Source organism: Castellaniella defragrans, from assembly GCF_014203015.1.
Classification (GTDB): domain Bacteria; phylum Pseudomonadota; class Gammaproteobacteria; order Burkholderiales; family Burkholderiaceae_B; genus Castellaniella; species Castellaniella defragrans.
Window position 1 is genome coordinate 46,372 of sequence record NZ_JACHIB010000008.1, and the last position, 26,310, is coordinate 72,681.

Annotated in this window: 19 protein-coding genes, 1 tRNA gene and 1 pseudogene; 6 read left to right on the forward strand and 15 right to left on the reverse strand. The window is 68.7% G+C overall.

What is annotated here, in order from left to right; all coding sequences use genetic code 11:
- Positions 1–23 precede the first annotated feature (23 nt).
- The 4 genes from HNR28_RS08050 to HNR28_RS08065 all read right to left on the reverse strand — a co-directional run bounded on the left by HNR28_RS08050 (position 24) and on the right by HNR28_RS08065 (position 5,919).
- Positions 24–1,025 carry a thiamine pyrophosphate-dependent dehydrogenase E1 component subunit alpha gene (locus HNR28_RS08050; RefSeq protein ID WP_151024047.1) on the reverse strand — a complete coding sequence of 334 codons (1,002 nt, stop codon included), beginning with the start codon at positions 1,023–1,025 and terminating at the stop codon, positions 24–26.
- A 30-nt stretch (positions 1,026–1,055) separates the two neighbouring features.
- A complete protein-coding gene (locus HNR28_RS08055; protein ID WP_151024046.1) occupies positions 1,056–2,252 on the reverse strand; it encodes an ATP-NAD kinase family protein in 1,197 nt (398 codons plus the stop codon).
- 160 nt (positions 2,253–2,412) lie between these two features.
- Positions 2,413–4,425, reverse strand: a complete 2,013-nt coding sequence (locus HNR28_RS08060; RefSeq protein WP_151024057.1) for a sigma-54-dependent Fis family transcriptional regulator — start codon at positions 4,423–4,425, stop codon at positions 2,413–2,415.
- Between the two features lie 231 nt (positions 4,426–4,656).
- Positions 4,657–5,919 (reverse strand): MFS transporter, encoded by a 1,263-nt coding sequence (locus HNR28_RS08065; protein WP_043682221.1) that lies wholly within the window; start codon positions 5,917–5,919, stop codon positions 4,657–4,659.
- A 208-nt stretch (positions 5,920–6,127) separates the two neighbouring features.
- Between HNR28_RS08065 and HNR28_RS08070 the strand changes: the two genes are divergently transcribed.
- Complete coding sequence (locus tag HNR28_RS08070; protein ID WP_148304928.1) at positions 6,128–8,209, forward strand: TonB-dependent receptor; 2,082 nt, start codon at positions 6,128–6,130, stop codon at positions 8,207–8,209.
- Between the two features lie 149 nt (positions 8,210–8,358).
- On the opposite strand, the gene HNR28_RS08075 is transcribed toward HNR28_RS08070, so the two are convergent.
- Positions 8,359–9,432 carry a methyltransferase domain-containing protein gene (locus HNR28_RS08075; protein WP_151024045.1) on the reverse strand — a complete coding sequence of 358 codons (1,074 nt, stop codon included), beginning with the start codon at positions 9,430–9,432 and terminating at the stop codon, positions 8,359–8,361.
- Between the two features lie 271 nt (positions 9,433–9,703).
- On the opposite strand from HNR28_RS08075, the gene HNR28_RS08080 reads away from it, so the two are divergent.
- Together HNR28_RS08080 and HNR28_RS08085 are read left to right on the forward strand one after the other, a co-directional pair.
- The gene (locus tag HNR28_RS08080; RefSeq protein WP_249043876.1) at positions 9,704–10,672 is read left to right on the forward strand and encodes a helix-turn-helix domain-containing protein; all 969 of its coding nucleotides are present in this window, start codon (positions 9,704–9,706) and stop codon (positions 10,670–10,672) included.
- A gap of 50 nt (positions 10,673–10,722) precedes the next feature.
- Positions 10,723–11,148: a copper uptake system-associated protein gene (locus HNR28_RS08085; protein WP_151024043.1), complete on the forward strand. Its 426-nt coding sequence runs from the start codon at positions 10,723–10,725 to the stop codon at positions 11,146–11,148.
- An 83-nt stretch (positions 11,149–11,231) separates the two neighbouring features.
- Here the strand turns inward: HNR28_RS08085 and HNR28_RS08090 are convergent, their stop codons facing one another.
- The 4 genes and pseudogenes from HNR28_RS08090 to HNR28_RS08105 form a co-directional block, all read right to left on the reverse strand.
- A complete protein-coding gene (locus tag HNR28_RS08090) occupies positions 11,232–11,513 on the reverse strand; it encodes a hypothetical protein (RefSeq protein WP_151024042.1) in 282 nt (93 codons plus the stop codon).
- Positions 11,510–12,964, reverse strand: a complete 1,455-nt coding sequence (locus HNR28_RS08095) for an efflux transporter outer membrane subunit (protein ID WP_151024041.1) — start codon at positions 12,962–12,964, stop codon at positions 11,510–11,512. Before HNR28_RS08095 ends, HNR28_RS08090 begins: the two co-directional genes overlap by 4 nt.
- Positions 12,964–16,105, reverse strand: a pseudogene (locus tag HNR28_RS08100) (efflux RND transporter permease subunit). The gene HNR28_RS08095 and the pseudogene HNR28_RS08100 overlap by 1 nt, the downstream one beginning before the upstream one ends.
- A gap of 8 nt (positions 16,106–16,113) precedes the next feature.
- A complete protein-coding gene (locus HNR28_RS08105; RefSeq protein ID WP_052355725.1) occupies positions 16,114–17,349 on the reverse strand; it encodes an efflux RND transporter periplasmic adaptor subunit in 1,236 nt (411 codons plus the stop codon).
- 182 nt (positions 17,350–17,531) lie between these two features.
- Between HNR28_RS08105 and HNR28_RS08110 the strand changes: the two genes are divergently transcribed.
- The 3 genes from HNR28_RS08110 to HNR28_RS08120 all read left to right on the forward strand — a co-directional run bounded on the left by HNR28_RS08110 (position 17,532) and on the right by HNR28_RS08120 (position 19,774).
- Positions 17,532–18,905 (forward strand): ATP-binding protein, encoded by a 1,374-nt coding sequence (locus HNR28_RS08110; protein ID WP_151024040.1) that lies wholly within the window; start codon positions 17,532–17,534, stop codon positions 18,903–18,905.
- Positions 18,902–19,588 carry a response regulator gene (locus HNR28_RS08115; RefSeq protein WP_043682205.1) on the forward strand — a complete coding sequence of 229 codons (687 nt, stop codon included), beginning with the start codon at positions 18,902–18,904 and terminating at the stop codon, positions 19,586–19,588. The genes HNR28_RS08110 and HNR28_RS08115 overlap by 4 nt, the downstream gene beginning before the upstream one ends.
- Before the next feature lie 109 nt (positions 19,589–19,697).
- Positions 19,698–19,774, forward strand: a tRNA-Pro gene (locus HNR28_RS08120).
- A gap of 14 nt (positions 19,775–19,788) precedes the next feature.
- On the opposite strand, the gene HNR28_RS08125 is transcribed toward HNR28_RS08120, so the two are convergent.
- The 6 genes from HNR28_RS08125 to sufC all read right to left on the reverse strand — a co-directional run bounded on the left by HNR28_RS08125 (position 19,789) and on the right by sufC (position 26,299).
- Positions 19,789–21,705 carry a bifunctional diguanylate cyclase/phosphodiesterase gene (locus HNR28_RS08125; RefSeq protein ID WP_170288427.1) on the reverse strand — a complete coding sequence of 639 codons (1,917 nt, stop codon included), beginning with the start codon at positions 21,703–21,705 and terminating at the stop codon, positions 19,789–19,791.
- Positions 21,706–21,871: 166 nt separating this feature from the next.
- Positions 21,872–22,429: a putative Fe-S cluster assembly protein SufT gene (gene sufT, locus HNR28_RS08130; RefSeq protein WP_151024038.1), complete on the reverse strand. Its 558-nt coding sequence runs from the start codon at positions 22,427–22,429 to the stop codon at positions 21,872–21,874.
- A 23-nt stretch (positions 22,430–22,452) separates the two neighbouring features.
- Complete coding sequence (gene sufU, locus HNR28_RS08135) at positions 22,453–22,902, reverse strand: Fe-S cluster assembly sulfur transfer protein SufU (protein ID WP_151024037.1); 450 nt, start codon at positions 22,900–22,902, stop codon at positions 22,453–22,455.
- Between the two features lie 3 nt (positions 22,903–22,905).
- On the reverse strand, positions 22,906–24,186 hold the full coding sequence (locus HNR28_RS08140; RefSeq protein ID WP_043682196.1) for a cysteine desulfurase: 1,281 nt from the start codon (positions 24,184–24,186) through the stop codon (positions 22,906–22,908).
- Positions 24,183–25,520: a Fe-S cluster assembly protein SufD gene (sufD, locus tag HNR28_RS08145; protein ID WP_084330593.1), complete on the reverse strand. Its 1,338-nt coding sequence runs from the start codon at positions 25,518–25,520 to the stop codon at positions 24,183–24,185. Before sufD ends, HNR28_RS08140 begins: the two co-directional genes overlap by 4 nt.
- Complete coding sequence (sufC, locus tag HNR28_RS08150; protein WP_043682193.1) at positions 25,517–26,299, reverse strand: Fe-S cluster assembly ATPase SufC; 783 nt, start codon at positions 26,297–26,299, stop codon at positions 25,517–25,519. Before sufC ends, sufD begins: the two co-directional genes overlap by 4 nt.
- Between the last annotated feature and the right edge of the window lie 11 nt (positions 26,300–26,310).

Here is a 26,310-nt window from a genome sequence, read left to right on the forward strand (position 1 = left end):
GTTCCTGGTCGGTTCAGTCGGGTTCAATAGCTGACGTACACGTCGGTGGTCAGGTCGGCCTCGGTCGGCAAGGGAGCGGCCTTCGCCTGCTGCACGGCGTCTTCGATCAAGGCCGCCACCTCGCGGTCTATCGCATCGAGCTCGGCCTGCGCGATGACGCCGGCCTCGGTCACGCGCGCGGTGAAGAGCTTCAGGCAGTCGCGGTTGAGGCGGATGTCCTCCAGCTCGCCCGGGGCGCGGTAGGTCTGCGCGTCGCCTTCAAAGTGGCCATAGAAGCGCACCACCTTGCATTCGAGCACCGAGGGTCCGCCGCCCTCGCGGGCGCGCCGGATCACCTCTCCGGCCGCCTCGTGCACGGCGAAGAAGTCGATGCCGTCGACCGTGACGCCCGGGATGCCGAATCCCGCCGCACGATCGACATAGCTGTCCACGGCAGTGGCGTAGTAGCGCGAAGTGGCCTCGGCATAGCCGTTGTTCTCGATCACGAAAATCATCGGCAGGTCCCAGGCCGCGGCCAGGTTCATGCTTTCGAGCACCGTCCCCTGGTTGGACGCGCCGTCGCCGAAAAAGGTGATGCCCACCTCGCCCTTGCCGCGGAACTTGGCCGCCAGCGCGGCGCCGCAGACCAGGGGGGCGCCGGCGCCCACGATCCCGTTTGCCCCGAGCATCCCCTTGGACAGATCGGCGATATGCATGGAACCGCCCTTGCCGTTGCAGGCCCCGCCCTTCCTGCCATAGATTTCCTCCATCATGGCGACCACATCCACGCCCTTGGCAATGCAGTGGCCGTGGCCGCGGTGCGTGCTGGCGATGCGGTCGCCGTCGCCCAGGTGGTGGATGACACCGACGCCGGTCGCCTCCTCTCCGGCGTACAGGTGGACGAAGCCGGGGATGTCTCCCCGCGCGAAATCCACATGCAGACGTTCCTCGAATTCGCGGATCGTGCGCATTTTCCGATAGCAATGCAGCAGTTCATCGTGCCCGAGCGGCAACGCGGTCGATCCGGTGGGATGGGCAATGGCCATGCGGCTCTCCTTGCTGGGTGGGATGGCGCCTCAGGAAACTGAAGCGGTGGGGGAAATTGGCGGGGAACCGCCGTGCGCGCGGCGCAGCAGCCCGTGTTCGGCGGCATGGCGCAGGCAGGCGCCGACATCGACGCTGCGAAACGCGCGTTCGCGCAGCGTCACGGTGAGCACGTCATCGGGGCCGAACGTGATTTCGCGCTCTCCGTCGAGCGCCACGACGCCCTCCCGCTGGCGCACGCGCACCGGCTCGCCATCGGACAGCCGCCGCCAGGCATGCACGGGTACGGTCTCGATGAGACCGGGCACGATGGGCGCCCGCAGATCGAAGCGGGGAACTCCGGCCGCATCCGGTCCACCGGCGCCGGCGGCCCGCGCGGCCTCCGCGCCGGGGACGCCCGAGGGGGACAGCTCGACACACAGGCCGCCCGGCTCATGCCGCCCCACGGGGTCGAGCAGGCCGCCGATGGACGACAGGCCAAGCGCATCGGGCTCGGCGAACGACAGATAGACGGCGGCGAGCGAATCCGTTTTCCAGAGGGCCCTGGCGCCGATGTAACGCTCGCGCGCAATCGCGACGTCCACCAGGGCGATGTCGCTGCGCGCATCGGCGCGTCCCGCATTGAGCGCCACGTCCAGGCGCTTGTTCCACGCCAGGGCCCGTGCCGCCGGAATCCGTCCGCTCGCGTACAGGCCGACCGCCAGGCCGGCCGTCGTGGCCTCGCGCATTTCCGGATAGGCGTTGTTGGTGCCGGTCGAGATGCCCGCGATGGGAACCCGGCCGCATTCGCGCACGACTGCGCGATGGGTGCCGTCGCCGCCGAGCACGATGATCGCGGCCGCCCCGGCTTCGCGCAGCAGGCGGGCCGCCCTGAAGCTGTCATCGACCCGGCCGGTCACCGGCATTTCCAGCCAGCCCAGGCGCGGCCAGCGGCGGTCGCTCCCGTCGGCCGCGCGGGCACGCGCCAGATGGCGCGTGAGCATGACGCGCAGGCCCTCGTGATCGGGCATCATCAGGACCTGGCGCACATCGCAGGCGCCCAGCGCCGCGAGTGCGCGCAACACGATATTGGCCCGGTCCGCAAGCTGCAGGCTGCCCGCATTGGCGACGACGCGCCGGATGTCGCGCGCCGATACGGGATTGGCAATGATGCCCACGACCGCGCCATCCCCGGCCGCCCCCGCCCGATCCGATACGCCGGCCGCCGCCTGCCGTGCAGCTTCGCGCATTGCGTTCTCCCAGAATCATTGCCATGACCTGGGAGATGCAAAAGGCGTGCCAACTCTGCGGAGGCTTCCAGCCGGCGGAATTTAAGGGTTGACCCTGAAAAAACGGCCGGATCGGCCGCGACACCTGGAACGGCCTGTGACAGCTGTCACAGGCCACCTGTCACAGCGTATCCCCCGCCGCGCTGATCTGATTGGGCGAGCGCACGCCATAGCGCTTCATGCGCCGGTACAGGGTCATCCGGCTGATGCCCAGCTTGCGCGCCGCGGCGCTCACGTTCCAGCCCGCGGCGCACAGTTCCCTGACGAGCGGCGCCGCATCGTACGGCGGCGGGCCGCCATCCGGATGGCCAGGCGGCCGGCCCGCCAGCCGCGGCCCGCCGCCATCGCCCGGCACCGGCGCCGCCGCGCGCTGGCATTGCGCGAAATCATCCGGGAGATCCGCATCCCGGATGATGCCGTGATTGCAGACCGCCCGCGCATATTCCAGCACGTTGCGCAGTTCGCGCAGGTTGCCCGGCCAGCCATAGGCTCCGAGCCGGGCCCGCGCGGCCGGTTCGATCCGGATCCCCGTGCCCAGCAGCTTGCCGATGAGCCAGTCCAGGTCGCTGCGCTCGCGCACGGGCGGCAGCGTGAACACGACGCCCTTGAGCCGGTAGTACAGATCCTCGCGGAAGCGTCCGTCGAGCACGAGCCGCTCCAGGTCATGGTGACTGGCGGAAATCACGTGGATGTCCACCGGCACCGGGCGCACCGCGCCGACGGCCAGCACCTCGCGCTCGGCGAGCACCCGCAGCAGCCGCGCCTGCAGCGCATACGGCATGTCGCCGATCTCGTCCAGAAACAGCGTGCCGCCGTCAGCCTCCTGGATCAATCCGCGCTTGCCGTTGGGTCCGGCCCCCGAGAAGCTGCCGGGCAGATGGCCGAACAGCTCGCTCTCGATCAGGGCCTCCGGGATGGCCGCGCAGTTGACCGAGACGAACGGCCGCCGGTGGCGGGCGCTGGCCGCGTGCAGCGCCTTGGCGAAATATTCCTTGCCCGAGCCGGTCTCGCCGTGGATCAGCAGATTGATCGGCGAATCCACCAGCCGCGCCGCGCGCTGCAGCTGGCGCGTGAGCGGCGCATCGCCGCCCGTCAGCGCGGCGAGCGGCGCGGGGAGGTCCGCCACGCTGGGCAGCGTTCCCGGCATCCCCTGCGGGCGTTTCACGGGGGGCACCGCCGCGAGGAACAGCGTATGGCCGGTTTTCGTGAAGGTGATGGCCCGCCCTTCCGGCCGCCGGGAGCCGAGATAGTCTCCCAGCCGCTCGAAGGAAGCATCGAAGATCGCATCGAACGCGCAGCCCAGGATCCGGCTCTCGTGCCGCGTCCCGGCGCCCGGCAGGCCAAGCTCGCGCTCCAGCAGCTTCTGCGCATACCGGTTGTGGCCGATCACGCGGCCCCCGGCGTCCAGAGCGATCAGGATGTCCGGCGCCACGTCGACGAAGGCCGGCGACGCCGACAGGCGCAGCGTCCAGTCATGGTGGTGCGCCCGCATGAAGCAGGCGTTCTCGATCCGCTGAGCGTAGATCTTGACCAGCTGCAGCGCGAACTGCTGGCTGGACTTGGGAGCCGGGGACGTGAGCGCCGAGGCATCCAGCACGGCGCTCATCCGCCCCTGCGAATCGAATACCGGCACCGCCGTGCAGGTCAGCGGAATATGCGTGACGTCGAAGTGATCCGTCTGATGCACCGTCAGCGCCTGGCCCGTCGCCAGTGCGGTACCCACGGCGCAGGTCCCGGCATGCGTCTCCGCCCAGTCCGCCCCGAGATAGAGGCCGGTGCGGCGCAACTCCGCCGCGGAGCGCTCGTCGCCGATGTAATCCACCGTCACGCCCTGGGCGTCGGTCAGCAGGACCACATAGCCCACGCCCGCGATCTGGTGATAAAGCTGGATGAGGCCGTCGCGCGCGATCCGGGTGAATTCTTCGACGCGCTCCTGGTGTTCGCGCAGTTCGCCGCCGGGCAGGATCCGCGCCGGCTGCGGGCTGGTCGGGTCCAGCCCATGGACATCGACGCAGCGCTGCCAGGAGTCCTGTATGAGACTGTCGCAACCCGTGCCGTGGATCGCGGGCGCGCGCTTGCGCCCGCTCGTCAGGCCGAGCACGGTTTCGATGTGGCAGCGCTGGTTCAGGTCCACCGGCGTCTCCTGTGCGGTGGATAGAATGACCCCAGTGTAGCGAATTTGCCTGCGAACCGCATGATGGTCACATCCGGCGGCGCACGCGCAGCGGCACGAAGCACGGCAGCGTGCCCGGCGGGGGGAAGGCCCAAGGAGGCCGATGGCGCAAAAGAGCATCGGCAGGGCCATGGCCATCACCAACAGGAAGGGGCAGGCCCGCCGGGGAGCCCGGATATCGGCTTTCGGTGCTCATGGACATGCCGGCCCATCCCGTTCCACCAGCATCGGCTGCGTGGATCGAGCAACCGCCTCGCGCACCCGGAAGGCGATACCAAAGGCGGCCAGAACGCCCAGCGTGAGCACCGCCAGCATGCCGTCGTAGCCCAGCACGTCGAGCAACATGCCCGCCAGCACCGGCACGGCCAGGCGCGCCACCGTGAACAGCGTGACCTGCAGCCCATAGTCGGTCGCATTGCGCTGGCGCCGGGTGAAACACATCGTCAAGCCGAACATCAGCGCCGACACCAATCCCATGCCGGCCGCGACCAGGATCGCGCTGGCGATCAGCCAGCCCTCTTCGCCCAGCGGCATCCAGACGGTCAGCGTCAACAGGACCAGTGCACCCAGCGTCACCAGCAGGTACAGCACGATGGCGCGCGCAATCCCCAGCAGCGGTATCAGCAGGCCACCGATCAGACTGAACAACGCGCCTGTCGAGCCCCCCACGATGCCGACGATGAAGGCCACGCGCTCGAGCGGCATGCCCAGATCCAGCATCAACGGCTTCAGGTACAACCACGCCGCGCCGATGAAAGGAAAGCTGGTCAGCAGCAACAGCGTCCACTGCCGTGCGCCGGGCTGGCCGAAGAATCCCGCCCAGTCGGCCAGCATGCCGGGCTCGGGCGCCTGATCGGCGGCCATCGCTCCCCGCGGCGCGGCCCGTGAGCACAGGAGCAGGAACGGCGGCATCCCCAGCGCCAGCCCGGCGCCCATCAGCCAGAATGGCGCCTGCCAGCCATGGCGCGCCTGCACGACGATCAGGATGCCGCCGCCCACGATCGCCCCCAGGAACATCGCCGCCGAGCGGATGCTGCCCGCCCGCATCTGTTCGGCGCGCGGCAGCCACTGCACCGCCAGCGCATTGAGCGGGATGTCGGCCCAGGTGGCCGCGACGCTGACGGCCAGCGTCAGCGCGAACAGCAGCGCGTGATCATCGATCAGGTTCGCCCGGCCAAGCTGCCAGTACAGCGCCAACAGCGCCACGCACAGCAGCAGCAGCCAGTGCACGAAGTGCCCGCGCCCCAGCCGCATCCGCTGCACCGGCACGGCGAACAGGAACTTGAAGATCGCCGGCAGCGCCGCGAGCTGGAACAGGCCGATTTCCGTGCCGCTCCAGTCATGCTGGCGCATCACCACCGGCATGCCGAACATCAGGTAGATCGCCGGCACGGCCAGCGCCAGATTCATCCAGCCAAACAGCCATTGCAAACCGAGCAGACGCATCCTGGCCATGGGGCTCTCCTGTGTGAGTGAATCTGCGAGTGTGGCCTCCTCCTTGGCATCCTGGAACCGGATCCGAGAATCGCATAGGAATAAGATCGCTTTGCATATGAATGTGAATATCAAGCATTCTCATTCGTATCTATCATGACAAAAGGCATCCACATGTCCACCGACAGCGACAGCCCCGCAACCCTCACAGACAAGGAACGCAGACGAGATGGAACGCGCATCCCGCACACATGGTCCGATCCACAGACACATCCCCCTGCGCGCGGTCACGGCGGCATGCGGCGCGGCCCTCATCCAGATGAGCCTGCCGGCCCCGGCGCTGGGACAGACTGCGCAGGACCGGCCGGCGGCCGGCAGTCCTGCGGAAACGGATCGAGCCACCGGACTGCCTCCCATCATCGTCCATGCGCAGAAGCAGGACGAGGATCTCCTGAGCGTGCCCGCGGCCATCGCCGTCGTCGATGGCGAGACGCTCGCGGAAGAAGGCGCGCAAAGCCTGGATGCGCTGTCGGGCATGGTCAGCGGCCTGAGCTTTCAGCCCATGGGGCAATCCGGCCTGCTGCCTCCCGTCATCCGCGGCATGAACGCCAACGTGACGTCCTTTTCCTCCTCGACCGCGCTCATCGTCGATGGAGTGCCCACGCTGCGCGGGCAGGGGTTCGAGGATCCATTATTGGGCGTCGAACAGGTGGAAGTGCTGAAGGGGCCTCAGTCGACGCTGTACGGCCGCAATGCCGAGGCGGGGGTCATCAACATCACGACCCGCAAGCCCGGCAACGAGCCCTACGCCTTCATTTCCGCCGAGGCGGGCAACCATGAGCGGCGCGCCCTGCGCTTCGACCTCAGCCACCCCCTGGTCCAGGACCAGCTGTTCCTGGGGGTCGCGGGTTCCTTCAGCCGCCAGGACGGCTTCCTGGAAAACACGTGGCTGGACCAGAAGGACGGCGGCCAGATGCGGCGCAGCGGCCGGTTCGCCTTGCGCTGGACGCCAGGGGCGCGCACCGACGCCATCCTGCGCTACACCCAGAACGAATACCGCGACCAGGCCTCGCTGTGGGGATCGCCCTCCTCGCCCGAACGCGCCGAGGTGCGCTCCGGCACCGAGGGCTGGAACCGATCCACGGCGCGCACCTGGTCGCTGGACGTCACGCACCGGTTCGACTCCGGCATCCGGCTGCGCTCGACCACCGCGCGCAACACCTACGTGGACGACCTGCAGCAGGACACCGATTTCCAGCCCGCCGACATGATGCACATCGGGCGCCGGCACGAGTTCACCACCCTGTCGCAGGAACTGCGCCTGGAGGGCGGCGAAGCGGGCCAGACGCGCTGGCTGGCCGGGCTGTACCTGGACGACGACAAACAGGACTTGTCCTTCGCCCAGAAAACCCCCATGGCCCTGACCCTGACTTCGGGAATCCAGAAGCAGCGCACCGCCGCACTGTTCACGCACTGGACGATCCCGCTGTCCGGCCCGTGGTCCCTGGTCGCGGGCGGACGCCTGGAACAGACCCGGATCCGCTTCGACATGCCCGGCATGGATCGGCAATCTCGCACCTATACGCAATTCTCCCCCAAGCTGGCGCTGCAATACGCCGTCAATCCGCGCACCAGCCTGTACGCCAGCCTGGCAGAAGGCTATCGCGCCGGCGGCTTCAACGCCTTCTCGCCCGCCGCCTATCGCGAATACGATCCCGAGAAGGTGTGGGCGCTCGAACTCGGCGCCAAGGGCACCGCGCTGGACGACACGCTGCGCTACGGCGCCGCGCTGTACGCCATGGACATCCGGCAGATGCAGGTGCAGCAAATGGTGACGCCCGGCCAGGTCTTCATCACCAACGCGGCCACCGGACGCTCCATCGGGGCGGAATTCGACATCGACTACCGGCTGGCGCCCGGCTGGAACCTGCAGGCGGGCCTGGCGCTGAACCGCAGCACGTTCCGCGAATTCCAGGACGGCGCCAAAAGCTACGGCGGCAACGACAACGCCTTCTCGCCCCGCGTCAGCGGCTACGCCGGCCTGCGCTACCAGGATGCGCGCGGCTGGTACGCGCAGGCGCGGCTGCACGGCGCAAGCAAGGTCTATCTGGACGCGGCCAACGCATACTCGCGCAACGGCTTTGGCATCCTTGATCTGAGCGCCGGCTACATGCTCAAGAACGTCGATCTGACCGTCTATGTCAACAACGTCGCCGACCGCCACTATGACGCGGTCGGCTTCCTGAACGGACTGGTCACCATCTACAGCCCCCCCAGGGAAGTGGGCGTGCGCGTGAGCTGGAAGCTGTGAAGCCTGGCCATCGCGGGCACCCTGCCCCAGCAGGATCACGGGCGCTTCGCCGACCTGTGGCTGGACCGCTTCAGGAGGATACTGCTGAAACATATACTGCTGAAGCATGCGGAGGACTCGGCCCTGATCCAGGCCCGGGATCTCCGAGCTCAGGCGCAATCCCCGTCTTTGCGCGCGAGCAGCACGGTGACGGGCGCCATCGGAAAGCGCACCTCGTCGATCTGCTCGATGCAAGCGAACCCCGCATCCCGCAGCAGCGCCGCCAGCCGGCCGCCCGGCAGCACGTGCCGGCCCTGCATGCGCAGGTGCAGGTAATACTGCAGTACCGGCCGCGCCCGGCGCGCATCGCCGCCGATCTCGGCATGGCAGCAGACCAGCAGCCCGCCGGGCCGCAACGCCGCGCGCAGCCGTGCCAGCACCGCGGGAATGTCCGGTACGAAATGCAGGACCGACGAGCACCAGATGAAGTCGTAGCCACCGCCGAAATCGGCCTCCGCCAGATCGCCGCCACGCGCCTGCAGGCGGTCGGCCAGGCCCGCGCGCTCGATCGCCGCCTGCGCGACCGCGGCCACCGGTGGATACTCGAAGACGACGCCCGTCAGGCGAGGCTGAAGCCCCGCCAGGGCAATCGCCACCAGGCCGGGGCCGCCTCCCAGGTCGAGCATGCGGCGCGCCCGCGCGAATTCCGGCTGCCGGCCCAGGATGTCGCAGGCCACCCGGGCCGTGACCGCCCGCTGCTCCTGAGCGATCTGGACCTGGGCCGCCCGCGCCCAGCCCGCCTGTACCACCGCCGGATCCGCCGCCTGGGTGTGCGATGCGCCATCGCGCACCAGCCCCTCCAGTTGCGTGCCCACCTGCCGCAGCACCTGATGGCGAAACAGCAGCGCATCGCCGCAGTATTGCTCCGATGCCGTGTGCAGGTACGGCCGCAACGCCGCCTGCGTGCGGTATTCCGGCTCACCACCCCCCCGCGGCCTGCGCTCCAGCAGCTCCATGCCCCACAGCAGCTCCAGGAAATGGCCCGTGTTCACCGGGTCCAGCCCCAGGCGCCGCGCCAGTTCAGGCGCGCCGGCGAACTCGTCCAGATGGGTGAACATGCCGGCTTCCAACGCCATGCGCATAGCATCGGCCCCCAGGCCCGCCAGCTGCATGTCCCAACAGGGCTGCAGGGCATGGGGCAGCGTCACGGAGGCGGGAAGGTTTTCGAGGACGACCTGCGCCATCACGCAGCCCTCCCCGCCCACTCGTCGATCCCGATGGACGGGCCCAAGCCCGCCCCTGTCTGTTCGGTGGTACTCGGACACATGAATTCATCCTCCTAATGCGTTGATTACATTGATTTGTCTCAAACCAAAACGCCCGCTGCGGTACAAAGATCTGGCATTCCACAGCCGGCCAACTTATGATATTGAGAATCATTCTCGAATTTCTATGAGATGAGCATGATTTCCTATGCGAGAGGCCTTTCGCAGCGGAAAAGCAGGAGGGAAGAAAGTGGACACGTGCACAAGCGGCTACCGGTTGTCGATCGACGAACCCCGCATCCACAGTCGCCCGGGAAACGGCAAGGCTCGGCAGCAACTTCCCGATGACCTCGGGCACTGCTACCAGGACTTCGTCGAACTGGAACCCGGCCTGGGCCTGAACCGCCTGCACTATCATCCCCGCATCCCGCTGATCGAAGAAAGCAGCGGCCCGCACAAAGGCCGCGTCATGGTCATCACCCTCGGCATGCAGGGCCGCTCCCGCTACGAAGGCCAGGACGCCACCCGGCTGGAATTCGCGCAGGGCCACACCACCATCACCGCGTTTCACGCCATCCCGGGCGAACGGCGCTACGAGGCCGGTGGCGTCGTGTCCCAATTGCGCATCATCGCGCATGAGGCCCTGATCGACAGGTATGCCGGACGGGAGCGCACCGACAGGATCCTCGGCAACCGTCGGCTCAACTGCCTGGCTTTCCGCGCCAGCACGCCGGCGGCGATGGCGCACGCCCGGGCCCTGCTCAGCCTCCTGCAGCCCTGCCAGGGCGAGCCATCCCGGCTGGACCTGCACATCCACACGCTCAGCCTGCTTGGCGAACAGTTCAATCTGCTGGCGCCTCCGCGCCGTGCCCGCGCATTGCCGTTCTCGCCCTCGGAGATCGAACGCATCGAACGGGCACGGCGGATGATGGGCGAATGCCTGGACAAGCCCATCACGCTCGACTATCTCGCCGCCGCCGTGGGCATCAACAAGAACAAGCTCAAGGATGGCATGATCCTTCTGTACAACGGCACGCCCGCGGAGCTGCTGCTGGAGCTGCGGATGACCAAGGCGCTCGCCCTGCTGGAAGCCGGCTATCAAGTCGCACAGACCGCCTGGCAGGTCGGCTACAAATACCCGAACAATTTCACCGCCGCCTTCACCCGCTATCACGGGAAATCGCCCAAGGCCATGTTCGGCAGGCGCACGGCGCTGTGACCAGCCCCTGCGTCCGCAGGTTCGCCCTTCCCCTTTCCAGGATCCCCGCCATGTCCATCGCCGCCCGTCTGAAGCTCGTCTCCATCATCGGCCTGCTGACGATCCTCCCCACGATCGCCATGGCGGCGGATACGCCGGACCAGGCCGCGGTCCGGAAGCTGCTGATGGACACGTACGACACGCCGCAATCGCATCTCGTCGTCGATCCCGTCGTGGTCGGCTCGAATCGCGCGTTGGCGGGCTGGACGCAGGGCGAGCGCGGCGGCGTGGCCCTGTTCACGTGGGAGCCGGACGGCTGGCGATTGTCGCTTTGCGGGAACGACTTGATCAGCCAGCCCGACAGCCTCGTGCTGACCGGCATGGCGCAATCGGACGCGCAGATCCTGTCGAAGGCATTCACGGCCGCGGCGCGGGAGACGCCGCCGGAGCGGCGCGCCCTGTTTCGGACCTTCGGCGAGACGATACGCATGAATTAGGGCCTATCCGGTCCCGGGGCTGCCGCGGCCGAGTTGCCCGATTTCTACATCGGCGCCCCGTGAGGCAGGGCCGACCCGCCCTCTCAAGACTCATCGATCCCCTGCTCCACCCGCCACCGGGCCCGCATCAGGTCCAGTTCGTCGCCGGTGGCGTCCGCGGTCTGCCACCAATACCACGGGGCGCCGGGGCCGCCTTCCATCCTGTCCACGCGTCCGCGCACGACACCGGGCGCATCCACATAAAGCCAGGCCGTGCCCCGATGGACCCATCCATAGGACCCGCGAAAACTCGGCCAGAAACGCACTTCCGGGGGCGCATCGTGCGCACGCGCCGGTTTCGCGCTCGATAATCGGACCATCGTCATTCTCCCAGTCCGGTGAGGATCATTTGCCGATCCATGTTCATTCCCCCGCCCAGGACCTTGTACAGAGTGACCCGGTTATTGGCCTCGGTCAGCGACAGGGAAATGAGCCCCTGCTGCGCCTCGTACAGCGTTCGCTGCGCATCCAACGCATCCAGATAGCTGTCCATGCCGTTGCGATACCGCGCCTCGGCCAGTTGAAAGGTCCGGCTGCTGGCTTGCACCAGCGCCTGCTGGGCCGCCAGGCGTTCCTGCATCGACACGCGCACGGACAAGGCATCGGCAACTTCGCGGAACGCGGTCTGGATGGCCCGCTCATATTCGGCCACCGTGATGTCGCGCTCGATCTTGGCGACATCCAACGAGGCGCGCAGGCTGCCGGCATCGAAAATAGGAATGGTGATGCTGGGCGCAAACGACCAGCTCCGGCTGGCGCCGGAAAACAGGTCGGAGAGCTGGCTGCTGATGCGTCCGTCCGACGCGGTCAGCGAAATGGTGGGAAAGAATGCCGCACGCGCCGCGCCGATATTGGCGTTCGCCGCCTTGAGCGCATGTTCGGCCGATACGACATCCGGCCGAACCAGCAACGCGGTGGAATCCAGACCGGCGGGAACCTGAGCCAGCAGGACCGGCTCGTCCCCCGATCCGCTCGGCAACAATGCGTCCGGCACGGGTGCTCCCACCACCAGTTCCAGGGCATTGCGGTCTTCTTCGACTTGCGCGGCGTAGCTGGCCGCGTCGGCACGCGCGCTTTCCACGGAGCTGCGGACCTGGGCCAGGTCCAGGCCGGACACTACGCCCAGCGCATGGCGATGCTCGCTCAAGACGAGCGTCTCATGCTGGCTTTCCAGTGTCCGGCGGGCAAGCGCCAGAAGTTCCCTGTCGGCCGCCAAGGTCAGCCAATCGCCCGCGATCTCGGCCATCAGGCTCAGGCGCGTGCTGCGCTGCGTCGCGGCGGTGGAGAGATAGCTCTCCAGCGCCTCGTCCTTCAGGCTGCGGATGCGTCCAAACAAATCCAGCTCATAGCTGCTGAAGCCCACCTCGGCCGAGTACTGCCGGCTGACGGCCGACGTCCCGGTGGCGCTGACCGAGGCGGGGCTGCGCGAGGCGCTCTGGCCGGCATCGACCTTCACCGAAGGCAGCGCTGCGGCACGCTGGATACGGTATTGAGCGCGGGCCTTCTCGATATTCAACAGCGCGATGCGCAGGTCGCGATTGTGCGCCAGCCCCAGCGCGATGACCTGGCGCAGCCGTTCATCCCGGAAGAACGAACGCCACTCCACATCGAGGAGCGACACCGGCCGCGCGCCGCCTTGCGTGGCATCGCTGGCCGCCGCCACGCCCCGCCACTGCCGCGGCACGGGGGATTCGGGACGCGCATAGTCCGGCGCCATGCTCACGCACCCGGCCAGGAGGACCGCGGCAGGCAGCATCACGGAAAACATTCGCTTCATCACCGCGCCTCCTTCATCGCCACATCCGCCGCATGCGAACGCCCGCCCGGGAACCGGGTCCGCACGATGACATAGAACAAGGGCACGAAAAAGATGCCCAGGACCGTGGAAAACAGCGTTCCGCCCAGCACGCCGGTCCCCAGCGAATGCCGTCCCCCCGAGCCGGCGCCGGAACTCAACACCATCGGCAGCACCCCCAGCATGAATGCCAGGGACGTCATCAGGATGGGCCGCAGGCGCAGACGCGCCGCCTGCAGCGTCGCATCGACCAGGGACTGCCCCTGTTCCTCGAGCGCCTTGGCAAACTCGACGATCAGGATGCCGTTCTTGGCGGCCAGGCCCATGGTGGCTAGCAGCCCCACCTGGAAATAAATGTCGTTGTTCAAATCCCGCAACCACGTCGCCAGCAACGCGCCGGCCAGGCCGACCGGAACCGCCAGCATGACCGACACGGGGATCGACCAGCTTTCGTACAGCGCGGCCAGGCAGAGGAACACGAACAAGGCCGAGACGGCGTACAGCAGCCAGGCCTGGGACCCCGCCTGCCGTTCCTGGTAGGACATGCCCGACCAGGCATGGCTGAAGCCGCCGTCCAGCCCGGCGACGAGCCCGGCGATGTCCGTCATCGCCGTGCCGGAACTGACGCCGGCGGCGGGGCTGCCGGTGATCTCCATCGACTCGGCGCCATTGAAGCGCGTGATGGTCTGGGGGACATAGGTCCACCGGCCGCTCGAAAACTCGGAGAGCGGCACCATGTCGCCGTCGCCATTGCGCACCTTCCAGCGCCCAATGTCCTGCGGCAGCATGCGCGCGGAGGCCTCTCCCTGCACATACACGCGCTTGATCCGGTCGTTGTGGACGAAGTCATTCACATAGGAGCCCCCGAGCGCCGCCGACAGCGTGCTGTTGACGTCCGACGCCGACACTCCCAGCGCCCCCGCCTTCCGGTCGTCGAGCGCCAGCTTGTAGGTCGGCGCATCCTCCAGGCCGCCGTACCGGACGGCGGACAGGCTGGCGCGGCTGCCGGCCCGCTCCAGCAGTTGTTCGCGCGCCTGGACCAGGGCCTCGTGGCCGTTGCCGGCCGGGTCCTGCAATTGCAGAGTGAAGCCCGCATTGCGCCCCAGGCTGGCGATGGCCGGCGGCAGAACGGCAAAGACCTGCGCATCGCGCACGGCGTCCGCCATCGCGGCATTGAGGCGGTCGGCGATCTCGCGGGCGGAGGCCGTACGCTCGCTCCAGTCCTTCAGGCGCACGAAACCCATCCCGGAGTTCTGGCTGCTGCCCGCGGTGCTGAAGCCGGCCACCGTGAAGAGGCTCTCGACTTCCGGCTGCCGGCGGATGAACCCTGCCGCCTCGTCCATCGATTGCAGAGTGCGCTGCTGCGTGGCGCCGGCCGGCGCATTGAGCATGACCATCAGCATGCCCTGATCCTCCTCGGGCAGGAACGCGGTCGGCAGCCGCCAGAACAGAAGCCCCATCCCGGCCAGCACGCAGGCATAGGCCAGGATGCCGGGACCGCGGCGGTCGAGGAGGCGGCCGACCCCGTGCCGATAGCGGTCCGTCATGCGACCGAAGCCGCGGTTGAACCAGGGGAAGAAGCGGCCCAGCGGCCCTCTGGCCGGCACGCGCCCGCCCTTTTCGACCGGCAGCAGCAGGGTGGCGCACAGGGCCGGGCTCAGCGTCAGCGCGACGATGACGGACAGAATCATCGCGGCGGCGATCGTCACCGAGAACTGGCGATAGATTTCCCCGGTCGAACCGCCAAAGAACGCCATGGGGATGAACACCGCAGTCAGCACCAGGGCGATGCCGACCAGCGCGCCGGTGATCTGCCCCATGGATGCGTACGCGGCCTCGCGGGGAGGCAGCCCTTCCTCGGACATGACGCGCTCGACGTTCTCGACCACGACGATCGCGTCGTCCACGAGCAGCCCGATGGCCAGCACCATCGCGAACAGCGTCAGGGTGTTGATCGAATACCCCAGCAGCGCCAGCACGCCGAAGGTGCCCATGAGCACCACCGGCACCGCCACCACGGGAATGAGCGTGGCGCGCCAGTTCTGCAGGAACAGGTACATGATCAGGATCACGAGCGCGATGGCCTCGCCCAGGGTCTTGACCACCTCGGTGATCGACAGGCGCACGAACGGCGTCGTGTCATACGCGATCCGATAGGACAGGCCATCCGGGAAATACGGCCGCAACTCTTCGAGCCTGGCCTTGACTGCCTCGGCCACGTCCAGGGCGTTGGCGCCCGTGGCCAGCTGCAGTCCCATGCCCGAAGCGGGCACGCCATTGAACCTGGACACCGACGAGTAGTCCTGCGAGCCCAGCACCACCGTGCCCACATCGCCCAGGTACACCGCCGCGCCGCCCGCATCCGACTTGAGCACGATGCCGCGGAACTCCTCCGGCGTGCGCAGCCGGCTGCGCGACGTCACGGTGGCGTTGAGCTGCTGCCCCGACGCGGCTGGCAGGCCGCCCAGCTCGCCGGACGACACGTCGGTGTTCTGCGCCTCGATCGCCGCCACGACGTCCGACGCCATCAGCCCGTAGTGGGCGAGCTTTTCCGGGTCGAGCCAGATGCGCATCGCATATTCGGAACCGAAGACGTTGACGCTGCCCACGCCGTTGACGCGGCTGAGCGGATCCTGGACGGAGGACGCCATGTAGTCGGCGATGTCCGTCGCATCCATGCTGCCGTCCTCCGACAGGAAGGAGACCACCATGAACATGTCGCCCATGGCGGATTTGCTCACTATGACGCCCTCCTGGCGCACGGCCTGCGGCAGCATGGCATCGGCCTGCGATACCTTGTTCTGCACCTGGACCTGGGCCGTGTCCGGATCCGTGCCGGACTCGAACGTCAGCGTCAGCTGCGCGCTGCCCGTGGAGCTGCTGGAAGACATGTACAGCAGATTGTCCAGCCCGGTCATCTGCTGTTCGAGGATCTGCGTCACGGAATGCTGCACGGTCTCGGCGGATGCCCCCGTGTAGGTGGCGCGCACCGAAATCGAGGGGGGGGGCGATGTCGGGATACTGCTCCAGCGGCAGCGTGAATATCGAGATCACGCCGCCCAGGGTGATCACGATGGCGATGACCCAGGCGAAGATCGGCCGGTCGATGAAAAAACGTGCCATGGATCGCCTCAGTCCGCCTGGGTGCCGCCGGAGGCCGGCTGCTCCGAGGTCCCGGATGGAGCCGGACGCGCCTCGCCCGGGCTCGATGCGGCCGAGCCCGGGTCGATCTCCACCGCGCGGACCGCGTCGCCGGCCCGGACCTTCTGCGCCCCCTGGACGACGACTCGTTCGCCGGCCGCCGCGCCGGCGGTGATCACCCAGCGGGAGCCGACGGCCGCACCGGTCTGCACCACGCGCGACCGCACCCGTCCGGCATCGTCCACGACCAGGACGGTGGCCTCGCCCTTGCCGTTGCGCGACACCGCCTGCTGGGGCGCCAGCACGGCCCGTTCGTCGATGGCCATCGACAGCGAGGCCTTCACGTACATGCCCGGCAGCAGTTCATGGTCCGGGTTGGGCACGACCGCGCGCAGCTTGACGGTTCCCGTCGCCTCGTCGACTTCCGAGGCCACGACCGCCAGGGTCCCCTCGTGGGCGTAGCGGCTGCCGTCTTCGAGCGTCAAGCCGACCGGCACGCCGCCGCCGGCGGATTTCAGCGCCCCCTCCCTCATCCGGCGGCGCAGATTCAGCAGCTGGACGCTGGACTGGGTCACGTCCACGTAGATGGGATCGAGCTGATGGATCGTGGCCAGGGCGTCCGTCTGGTCCGCCGTCACCAGGGCGCCCGGCGTGTAGGCGGAGGTTCCGATGCGCCCGGAAATCGGCGCGCGCACCCGGGTGTACTCCAGATCGATGCGCGCGCTCTCCAGGCCGGCCTGGGCCGCCACGACCGCGGCCTGGGCCTGTTTCAGGCTGGCCAGCGCGTCGTCCCTGTCCTGCTGGCTGACCGCATCCAGCTCCGCCAGCCTGCGATAACGTTCGGCCTTGGGGCGCGCCGACAGGACGGCGGCCTCGGCCTGGGCGAGCGTCCCCCGGGCGCTGTCGTAGGCGGCCTGGTAGGGGGCCGGATCGATCTCGTACAGCACGTCGCCTTCGTGCACCACCGCCCCTTCGGTGAACAGGCGCTTGCGCAGGATGCCGCCGACCCGCGGGCGCACGTCGGCGGTGAGGTAGGCGCGCGTCCGTCCGGACAGCTCGCTTGCCACCGGCAGGCGTTCCGACCGGAGCGTCACCACCCCCACCTCCGCGTGCGGCGAGGCGGGCGGATCGTCCTGTTTCGCGCAGGCCGCCAGCCCCAGCACCAGGGCGGACAGCAGCAGAAGCCGCCAGAGCGGCCTGCGACCAATGACTACACCGGACTGCATGGGCGGATTCCACAAAATTTCAACGAGTGCATGCTGCCCAGGGAATGTGATGAAAATATGGAGTTCGCACCCCGGGCGCCGGAATGCCGCCGCACGCCGGCCCGCGATGGCTACACTGGGGACGCTCCGGACCGATCCGGGGACGAACCGCCGCGCACCGGCCTGCCTTTCCCCGGGCTCGCATGAAGATCAGCATCATCATCAAGCTATTCCTGGCCGTATTGGCCGTTTGCAGCGCCGTCATGCTGATGCAGGCCGTCGCCATGCGGATCAGCGTGCAGCAGGGCTTCTTCGGCTACCTGAACGATCAGGGACGCCAGAGCATCGAGGAAGTCCTGCCGCGCGTAGCCGCCTTCTACCGCCGGCATGGCGGCTGGGACGAACTGCACGACAACATCCGCCTCTGGATAGACACCGTCCGGCCGCCGCCGGCCAAGGACGCGGGCATCCATCTATCGACGGCGGACCAGACGGGCGCGGGGGTCCGGATGGGCCTGCTCGACGACCACTACGTCCGCATCGTGGGCAACCCCATGGTCGATGCCCGGTCGATCCGCCAGCCGGTCGTGGTCGACGGCAGAACGGTCGGGTGGGTCGCCATGGTGCCCTTCGAGCAGGCCCTGGCGCCCGGCGAAGCGCGCTTTCTCGCGGAGCAGCTGCGCATGCTGTGGATCATCGCCGCCGCCTCGGTGGTGCTGGTGGCCCTGTTCACCTATCTGGTCACCCGGACGGCATTGCGGCGCGTGCGCAACCTGGCGCAGGCCACGCGCGCCCTGGCGGCAGGGGACTACGCCTTGCGCATCGAGGCCGGGCCGCGCGACGAGCTCGGCGCATTGGCGCAGGATTTCAACTACATGGCGCAGGCCCTGGAACACAACGAACGCGCCCGGCGCACCTTCATGGCCAACATCTCGCACGAACTGCGCACGCCGCTGGCGGTCATCCGCGCGGAAGTCGAAGCCATACAGGACGGCATCAACCCGCCCACCGCGGAATCGCTGGGCGTCATACACCAGGAGGTCGGCCAGCTGGGCAAGCTGATCGGCGACCTGCACGACCTCTCGCTCACGGACATCGGCGGGCAGGCCTACCAGCGGGTGCCCATCGACCTGGGCATGGTGCTGAACACGACCGTGGCCAGCATGCAGCGGCGCTTCGAGGGCGCCGGGCTGCGGCTGCGCGTATCCATCCAGGCAGGCCCTCTGCTGGTGCTCGGCGACGAAAGCCGCCTCCAGCAGCTCTTCGCCAACCTGCTGGAGAATTCGCTGCGCTACACGGACGCCGGCGGCGAAGTGCGCATCCGCTGCGCGCGGCAGGCGGACGCCATTCAGCTCCACATCGAGGACGGTCCTCCCGGCGTGGCGCAGGACAAGCTCGGTCACCTGTTCGAGCGGTTCTACCGCGTGGAAGAATCGCGCAACCGGGCCAGCGGCGGGAGCGGACTGGGCCTGGCCATCTGCCGCAACATCGTCCAGGCCCATGACGGCCGCATCCACGCCGCGCGCTCGCCGCTCGGCGGCCTCGGCATTTCCATCGAACTGCCCCTGATCCCATGAACGCCACCGGACACGGACACATCCTGATCGTCGAAGACGAGCCCCGGCTGGCGGCGATACTGGGCAAGTATCTGACCAGCGCGGGCTACACGCACCACTGGGTCGCCGACGGCCTGCAGGCCTTGCCCGCCTGCCGGACGCAGCACCCCGACCTCGTGCTGCTCGACCTCGTGCTGCCCGGCATGGGAGGAATGGACATATGCCGCGCCCTGCAGCGGGCGGGCGGCCACCCTCCCGTGATCATGGTCACCGCGCTCGTCGAGGAAATCGACCGCCTGCTGGGCCTGGAGGTGGGCGCGGACGACTACATCTGCAAGCCGTTCAGCCCGAAGGAAGTGGTCGCGCGCATCGGCGCCGTGCTGCGGCGGTATCGCCACGTCCCGCAGGCGGGGGGCCGCGGCCCCCTGATGCTGGACGAGGCCGCCTATTGCGCCCATCTGCACGACAGGCCCCTGGACCTGACCGCCGTGGAATTCCGCCTGCTGAGCCTGCTGTACCACGCGCAAGGCCACGTCTTCTCCCGCAACCAGGTGCTGAACCACATCTATACCGACCACCGCGTGGTCACCGACCGCACCGTCGATACGCACATCAAGAACCTGCGCCGCAAGCTGGCCGAGGCCGGCGGAAACGAAGAATGGATCAAGTCGGTCTACGGGGTGGGCTACCGGATGGAGCTTTGAGGGGGTCCGGAAACCGGCGGAAGCCCTTCGGGCGGCGATGCCTTGCATGGGGCGTTGTCCACCGCATCCCGAGCGGCCTGAGAATTTCTATGCTAGAATTTCGTTCTTTCGGGGCGTAGCGCAGCCTGGTAGCGCACTTGCATGGGGTGCAAGGGGTCGCGAGTTCGAATCCCGCCGTCCCGACCAGCATTATCAAGGGCTTACAGATTTCGGTCTGTAGGCCCTTGTTCTTTTCCGGCGACCCCTAACGATGCGGTGGACAAGGACGTAGCCGACGGAGCCGCCGACGACGCCCGCGGCCGGCGGCGCTCGACGTACAGGCACGGCCCGACGCGTTTCTTGGCCTGGGTCTTGGCCTCGCTGGCGGCCTGGGCGATCTGGTGGCGCGACTGGTAGGCGCCGGGCTCGACCAGCACCGCGCCCAGCGACAGGGTCGGGGGATCGTAGTGCCGACGCTGGCCCTGGCGGTCCTCGGCCTCGTAGCCGGCCGCCGCCACCCGCCCCATGCCCTCCAGCAGCCGGGCCATGCCGCGGGAAAAGTCGGCCAGCATGGCTTCGCACTTCGCCTGCCAGTCGGGGCTGCGGAACAGCAGGATGAAATCGTCGCCGCCGATGTGGCCCAGGAAGTCCTGGCCGGCGTCGGCGTGCGCCGACAGGACCCGGCCCAGCAGCTGGATCACGTCGTCGCCGCAGCGGTAGCCGAACACGTCGTTGAAGGGCTTGAAATGGTCCAGGTCGGCATGGCAGGCCACGAACGCCTGGCCGGCGGTGAGGAAGCGCTGGATCTGCCGGTCGATGGGCACGTTGCCCGGCAGCTGGGTCAGCGGGTTGGCATGCTGCGCGGCGCGCAGCTGCAGGCGGTTGAGCGCCTGCAGCAGGTCCTGGCTGGAGCCAATGCCCAGGTAGCGCCCCCGCCCCGTGATGATGAAGTCGTTCGCCAGGCCGTGGCCTTCGGATTCGGCCAGCCAGCGGCTGAGCGTCATCAGCGGCGTGTGCATGTCCACGATCAGCGGCGCGACGTCCATGAAGAGGCGGCAGGGCTTGGGGCCGTACAGCTCGCGCTGGTACGGCAGCGAGAAGCGCTCGATCAGGCAGGCCCGGGTCAGCATGCCCACCGGCACCTCGTCATCCACCACGGGGACGGTATGCAGATCCGGCTGGCGGCGGAACAGGTCGAACACGGCTTCGTTGGACACGGCCGAGGACACGCACGGCACGCGCCGCAGCAGCCGCAGCGCCCGGCCTTCGGCTCCGTCGTGCGCTGGGTCGGACTCCCGGCCATCGCTCGCCTCGTGCATGTCGCGCATGTCGCGCAGCCGGCGTTCCGCCAGGCCCGCGGTCAGTTCGGACCAGCGCGGCGGGACCGGTTCGTCCGCGGGACGCTGGATGTAGTAGCCCTGGGCGCAGGCCACGCCCAGATCGGCCATGCAGGCCAGTTCGTCCAGGGTCTCGACGCCTTCGGCGACGACCACGGCGCCGGCGACGGTGGCGATGTCGCAGACCGAGCGCAGGATCTGCTGGCGCAGCAGGTCGTCCTGGATGCCCGCCGTGAAGACCTTGTCGGTCTTGATGAATTCGGGCCGCAGGTCCAGCCAGCGCCCCAGGTTGGAAAACCCCGACCCCAGGTCGTCGATGGCGAACTGCAGGCCCTTCGCGCGCAGCCGGGCGATGACCGGAGGCAGGTCGGTCCAGAACGCGCCCTGGTCCTGCTCGGTGATCTCGATCACCACCCGAGCGGGGTCCAGGCCGGATTCGGCCAGCAGCGCGATCAGGTCCAGCGCCCCGTCGGCCGCGTGCAGCAAGGCCATCGGGCCGATGTTCAGGAACAGGCGGCCCGGCAGGCCCAGCGCCGCGAAGCGCCGGACCACGACGCGGCAGCAGCGGTGTTCGATCCGGACGCTCAGGCCGCGGGCGCGCGCCGCCTCAAACAGGCGGTCCGGCGCGTGCAGCGGGCTGCCCAGCGGTCCGCGGACGAGCCCCTCGTATCCCAGGATCGCGCCTTCCCGCATCCACACGATGGGCTGGAAGACGGCGTTCAGTTCTCCCCGGAGCAGCAGCGCGGCGATGTCGTCCAGCCCTTCGCGGCGGACTGCGTCGCAGATTGGCGGTTCACACACCGGGGGATCCAGAAGCGAAGACATGATGTGTGCAGCAAGATGAAATGCCGCATACTTTACCCGCGATTCATGACATGAATATGGATCCGTGCGCCGCCGCGCTGCGAAAAATCAAGAACGCCCCCGTCGCGGCGCCCGATCGGGGCGCTTCTCGCCGCGGCGGGCGCTACAGCAGGCCCAGCTGCAGGCGCGCGGGCTCGCTGATCATCTCGCGGCTCCAGGGGGGATCCCAGACCAGGTCGACGGTGGCCTCGTCCACGCCTTCGATGTTGAGCAGCTTGTTGCGGGCCTCGTCGGCGATCATGGTGCCCATGCCGCAGCCGGCCGCCGTCAGGGTCATCTTGATCTCGATGCGGAAGCGGTCGGCGACGCTGGCGGGCACGACCTTGCATTCGTACACCAGGCCCAGGTTGACGATGTCCACGGGGATTTCCGGGTCGTAGCAGGTGGACAGCATGGCCCAGGCGGCCTCCTCCACCGACTCGGCGGTGGCGGGGCCCTGGTGGACGTGCTTGACTTCCTCGACCGGCTCGAAGCCCAGGGCGTCGCCGTCCTTGCCTTCGATGCGGTAGAGGTTGCCCTCGACCATGACGGTGTAGGTGCCGCCCAGCTGCTGGGTGATGACGGCTTCGCAGCCGGCCTCGATGGTGACGGGCGAGCCGTAGGGGACGGTGACCGCCGGGCAGTCCCGGTTGACGATCACTTCCTGACGATTGAAGCTCATGATGTTACCTTTGGTTCATCGCGTTATTCAGTGACGGCCGTGTCGCCCGCCTGGATGATGGCGTTGTGCAGGGTATGCCAGGCCAGGGTGGCGCACTTCACCCGCGAGGGGAATTCGCGCACGCCCGACAGGACCTCGAGCTTGCCCAGGTCGCAATCCGGATGGGCCTCGGTCAGCATGGCGTGGATGTTGCGAAACAGCGCCTCGACCTGCTCGACCGGCTGGCCGCGCACGGCCTCGGTCATCAGCGAGGCGGACGCCGTGGAAATGGCGCAGCCATGGCCGATGAAGCTGACGTCCTGGACGATGCCGCCGCTGACCTTGGCGTAGACCGTCAGCTGGTCGCCGCACAGCGGGTTGTGGCCGTCGGCGCGGTGCGAGGCGTCGTCCATCGCATGGAAGTTGCGCGGCGCGCGGTTGTGGTCGAAGATGACCTCCTGGTAGAGGTCACGCAGGCCGTCGTCGTCCCTCATAGCCTATGCCACCCCGAACAGTTTCTGCGCCTTGCGCACGCCCGCCACCAGGGCGTCGATGTCGCGCCCGTCGTTGTACAGGGCGAAGGACGCGCGCGCCGTGCCGGGGATGCCGAAGCGCGACATCAGGGGCATGGCGCAATGGTGGCCGGCGCGGATGGCCACGCCGTCGGTGTCCAGGATCGTGCCCAGGTCGTGCGGGTGGATGCCGTCCACCAGGAACGACAGGATGCCGGCCTTGTGCGCGGCCGTGCCCACCAGGCGCACGCCCGGCAGTTCCAGCATGCGTTCGGTGGCCTCGGCCAGCAGCGCGGCCTCATGGGCGGCGATGCGTTCCAGCCCGATGGCCAGGACGTAGTCGATGGCGGCGCCCATCACGATCGAGCCGCCGATATTCGGCGTGCCCGCCTCGAAGCGCTGCGGGCCGTCCGCCCAGGTGCTGCCCTCGAAGCTGACGGTGCGGATCATGTCGCCGCCGCCCTGCCAGGGCGGCAGGCCGGCCATGATGGAACCGCGCACGTACAGCGCGCCGATGCCGGTGGGGCCGTAGAGCTTGTGGCCGGAGAAGGCGTAGAAGTCGCAATCCAGGGCCTGCACGTCCACCGGGGCGTGGGCCACGGCCTGGGCGCCGTCGACCAGCGCCAGGGCGCCGGCCTCATGCGCCAGGCGCACCAGTTCGGCCACCGGGTTGACCGTGCCCAGGGCGTTGGATACGTGCGCCACGCCCACCAGGCGCGTGCGCGGGTTCAGCTGGGCACGGAAGTCGTCCAGGTCCAGTTCGCCGGAATCGGTGATGCGCGCATGGCGCAGCACGGCGCCGGTGCGCGCGCACAGCAGCTGCCAGGGCACGATGTTGGAGTGGTGCTCCATGCCCGTGACCAGGATTTCGTCGCCGGGGCGCAGGGACTGGCCCCAGGTCTGGGCCACCAGGTTGATGGAGGCGGTGGTGCCGGCCGTAAAGACGATGTCCTGGCTGTCCGGCGCGTTCAGCAACACGCGCACCCGGTCCCGCGCCTGCTCGTACAGGTCGGTGGCGTGCTGGGACAGCCAGTGCACGCCGCGGTGGATGTTGGCGTTGGACTGCTCGTAGAATGCCTCCATCGCCTGGATGACGGCGCGCGGCTTCTGCGTGGTGGCGCCGTTGTCCAGGTAGGCCAGGCGCCGCTTGCGCACCGGGCGCGCCAGGATCGGAAAATCGGCCGCCCAGGGCGAAACCAGCGGGCCTTCCCCGGCGGGGTCGGCGGCCAGCCGGGCGCTTTGCTGCGGGGTGAGCGGCGCGTTCATGCGGCTTCCTCCAGGGCGGCGCCGCCCGGCAGCAGGGCGCGCACGGCGCGCTCCACCCGCCGGCGCAGCGGATCGGATTCGATGCGCGCGACGCTGGCGGCGGCGAAAGCGTAGATCAGGATGTCGCGCGCGTGGGCCTCGTCCAGGCCGCGCGAGCGCAGGTAGAACAGGCTGTCCTCGTCGATCCGGCCGACGGTGGCGCCGTGGGCGCATTTCACGTCGTCGGCGTAGATCTCCAGCTCGGGCCGGGCGTCGGACTTGGCCAGGCGCGACAGCAGCAGGCTGTCGTTGCGCTGGATGGCGTCGGTGCCGTCGGCGCCGGGCGCCACCAGGATGCGGCCGCTGAAGACGCCGTGCGAGGCGTCGGCCATGATGCCGCGATAGGACTCGTGGCTGACGCAGCGCGGCTTTTCGTGGCCGATCAGGGTGTGGTGATCGACGTGGCGGCGCTGGTCGACGTAGTACAGGCCGTTTAGCAGGGTCTCGCAGCGTTCGTCGGCGAAATGCGTGGCGATGTCGTGGCGCGCCAGCCGCGCGCCCAGGGACACCGAATGCGAGGCGAAATACGAGCCGCGCCCCTGGGTGGCGTCGATCTCGCCCAGATGCCAGGCCTGCTCGGATTCCTGCTGCAGCTTCAGGTGCGTGATGCGCGCGTCCTGGTCCAGCCGCAGGCGCGTGGCCGCGTGGCGGAAATTGGCCGCCCCCGGGGCGCCCACGTAGTGCTCGACCACGGTGGCCTGGGCGCCGGCTTCGGCCTGCACCAGGTGGCGCAGGAAGTGCGCCGCGCGCGGCGAGGCCGCCGCGCAGACCAGGTGGATGGGCCGATCGAGCGCGACGCCGCGGCCCAGCCGGACCCAGGCGCCGTCGCTGGCCAGGGCCAGGTTCAGGGCGCTGGTGCTGTGGCCGTCGGCCGCGTCGCCGTAGGCGGCGCGGATGGCCTCGGCGTGCTCGGCCCAGGCCTGCGACAGGGGCAGGACCGTGGCGCCGGCCGGCAGCGCGCCGACTTCGGACAGGGCGGCGTCGTAGGCGCCGTCGACGAACACCAGCCAGTGGCCGGGGTCGGCGGCCTTCAGCGCGGCGACCTGCTCGGCGACCGGCTGGGCGTCGCCGTCGTCGAATGCGGCGGCGGCCAGGGGCGCGAGCGAGGTGTGGCGCCAGGCCTCGATGCGGGGCGTGGGCCAGCCTTCGCTCATGAAGCGGTCGAGGGCGCGGCGGCGCACGTCGGCCAGCCAGGGCACCCCGGCGCCGGGCAGACTCCCGGCGCGCCGGCCGAACGCATCGGCCCAGGCCTGCAGGCCGGCGCTCGCCGGACTGGCTTGATGCTGTCCGCTCATGCCGCGGCCCCCCGGGCGGCGGGCCTGGCGGCGGGCGCCGCGCCCTGGATCCAGCCGTAGCCCTTTTCTTCCAGCTCCAGGGCGAGTTCGCGGCCGCCCGAGCGCACGATGCGGCCCTGGGCCAGCACGTGCACGTAGTCGGGCACGATGTAGTCCAGCAGGCGCTGGTAGTGCGTGATGACGATCATGGCGCGCTCGGGCGAACGCAGGCGGTTGACGCCGTCGGCCACCGTCTTCAGGGCGTCGATGTCCAGGCCCGAATCGGTCTCGTCCAGGATGGCCAGCTTGGGCTCCAGCAGCGCCATCTGCAGGACTTCGTTGCGCTTCTTCTCGCCGCCGGAAAAGCCTTCGTTGACCGAGCGGTAGAGGAATTCGTCGCGCATGCCCACTAGCTTCATCTCGGCCTTGGCCTTCTTGACGAAGTCCATGGCGTCCAGCTCGGGCAGGCCGCGCTCGCGGCGCATGGCGTTGACGGCAGCGCGCATGAAGTAGGCGTTGGAGACGCCCGGGATCTCGATCGGATACTGGAAGGCGAGGAAGATGCCGGCGCGGGCGCGTTCCTCGACGCTCAGCTCCAGCAGGTCGCGGCCCTCGAACTCGACGGTGCCGGCGGTGACCTTGTAGGCCTCGCGGCCGGTCAGCACCTGGGACAGCGTGCTCTTGCCGGCCCCGTTGGGACCCATGATGGCGTGGACCTCGCCCGGCTTGACCTCCAGGCTCAGGCCCTTGAGGATTTCCTTGTCCTCGATCGAGGCGTGCAGATTGTCGATTTTCAGCATGAGAGGGCTCC

Bases quoted from the DNA above. Each gene is read 5' to 3' on its own strand.
- HNR28_RS08050 (WP_151024047.1), bottom strand. From the start codon at position 1,025: ATGGCCATTGCCCATCCCACCGGATCGACCGCGTTGCCGCTCGGGCAC.
- HNR28_RS08055 (WP_151024046.1), bottom strand. From the start codon at position 2,252: ATGCGCGAAGCTGCACGGCAGGCGGCGGCCGGCGTATCGGATCGGGCG.
- HNR28_RS08065 (WP_043682221.1), bottom strand. From the start codon at position 5,919: ATGGCCAGGATGCGTCTGCTCGGTTTGCAATGGCTGTTTGGCTGGATG.
- HNR28_RS08070 (WP_148304928.1), top strand. From the start codon at position 6,128: ATGGAACGCGCATCCCGCACACATGGTCCGATCCACAGACACATCCCC.
- HNR28_RS08075 (WP_151024045.1), bottom strand. From the start codon at position 9,432: ATGGCGCAGGTCGTCCTCGAAAACCTTCCCGCCTCCGTGACGCTGCCC.
- HNR28_RS08085 (WP_151024043.1), top strand. From the start codon at position 10,723: ATGTCCATCGCCGCCCGTCTGAAGCTCGTCTCCATCATCGGCCTGCTG.
- HNR28_RS08090 (WP_151024042.1), bottom strand. From the start codon at position 11,513: ATGACGATGGTCCGATTATCGAGCGCGAAACCGGCGCGTGCGCACGAT.
- HNR28_RS08095 (WP_151024041.1), bottom strand. From the start codon at position 12,964: ATGAAGCGAATGTTTTCCGTGATGCTGCCTGCCGCGGTCCTCCTGGCC.
- HNR28_RS08105 (WP_052355725.1), bottom strand. From the start codon at position 17,349: ATGCAGTCCGGTGTAGTCATTGGTCGCAGGCCGCTCTGGCGGCTTCTG.
- HNR28_RS08110 (WP_151024040.1), top strand. From the start codon at position 17,532: ATGAAGATCAGCATCATCATCAAGCTATTCCTGGCCGTATTGGCCGTT.
- HNR28_RS08115 (WP_043682205.1), top strand. From the start codon at position 18,902: ATGAACGCCACCGGACACGGACACATCCTGATCGTCGAAGACGAGCCC.
- sufT (WP_151024038.1), bottom strand. From the start codon at position 22,429: ATGAGCTTCAATCGTCAGGAAGTGATCGTCAACCGGGACTGCCCGGCG.
- sufU (WP_151024037.1), bottom strand. From the start codon at position 22,902: ATGAGGGACGACGACGGCCTGCGTGACCTCTACCAGGAGGTCATCTTC.
- HNR28_RS08140 (WP_043682196.1), bottom strand. From the start codon at position 24,186: ATGAACGCGCCGCTCACCCCGCAGCAAAGCGCCCGGCTGGCCGCCGAC.
- sufD (WP_084330593.1), bottom strand. From the start codon at position 25,520: ATGAGCGGACAGCATCAAGCCAGTCCGGCGAGCGCCGGCCTGCAGGCC.
- sufC (WP_043682193.1), bottom strand. From the start codon at position 26,299: ATGCTGAAAATCGACAATCTGCACGCCTCGATCGAGGACAAGGAAATC.